The following is a 503-nucleotide window of genomic DNA, read 5'->3' on the forward strand; positions in this document are numbered from 1 at the left end:
AGCATATTAAAAATTATTAATTGAAGAAATATTGTAAAATTATAGTAATAAAATTTAGGAGGTTATTTATATGTCAAAAGCAGAGAAAAATCAGAAAGTTAAAAGAACTAAAAAGATAAAAAAATCCTAATGCACCTAAACCACCAATAAATGCTTATTTCTTTTTTCTTATAGAACAACGATCAGAATTTAAAGTAAAATATCCAAATTTAAAACCTCAAGAATTAGTTAAAAAAATTTATGAAAAATGGCTTGAATTAGATATAACTGAAAAAGAAAAATATCAATCGCTAGCTAATGCCGATAAAGAACGATATTTGCTTGCTAAAACTAGCAAAAAATAAAGGGTTTAAAGAATGAATCTTCTAGTTAAATGATCAGAATTATCAGTAGAGTATTGAGTGATAATAGGATTGTCTATAATTATTGTGTTATTAATTTTCTTGTTTATTTTAGTTTTTTCTGTTTATAAAAGAAAAAAATTTAAGTTTAAAATAAATGAC

Annotated in this window: 1 protein-coding gene; it reads left to right on the plus strand. The window is 22.3% G+C overall.

Annotation, left to right across the window (positions count from 1 at the left end):
* Positions 1-146: 146 nt before the first annotated feature.
* Complete coding sequence (locus M0D11_RS07500) at positions 147-344, plus strand: HMG-box domain-containing protein (protein ID WP_368862548.1); 198 nt, start codon at positions 147-149, stop codon at positions 342-344.
* Positions 345-503 lie beyond the last annotated feature (159 nt).

It is taken from the genome of Spiroplasma endosymbiont of Lariophagus distinguendus (assembly GCF_023846195.1).
In the GTDB taxonomy this organism is placed as follows: domain Bacteria; phylum Bacillota_I; class Bacilli_A; order Mycoplasmatales; family VBWQ01; genus Spiroplasma_E.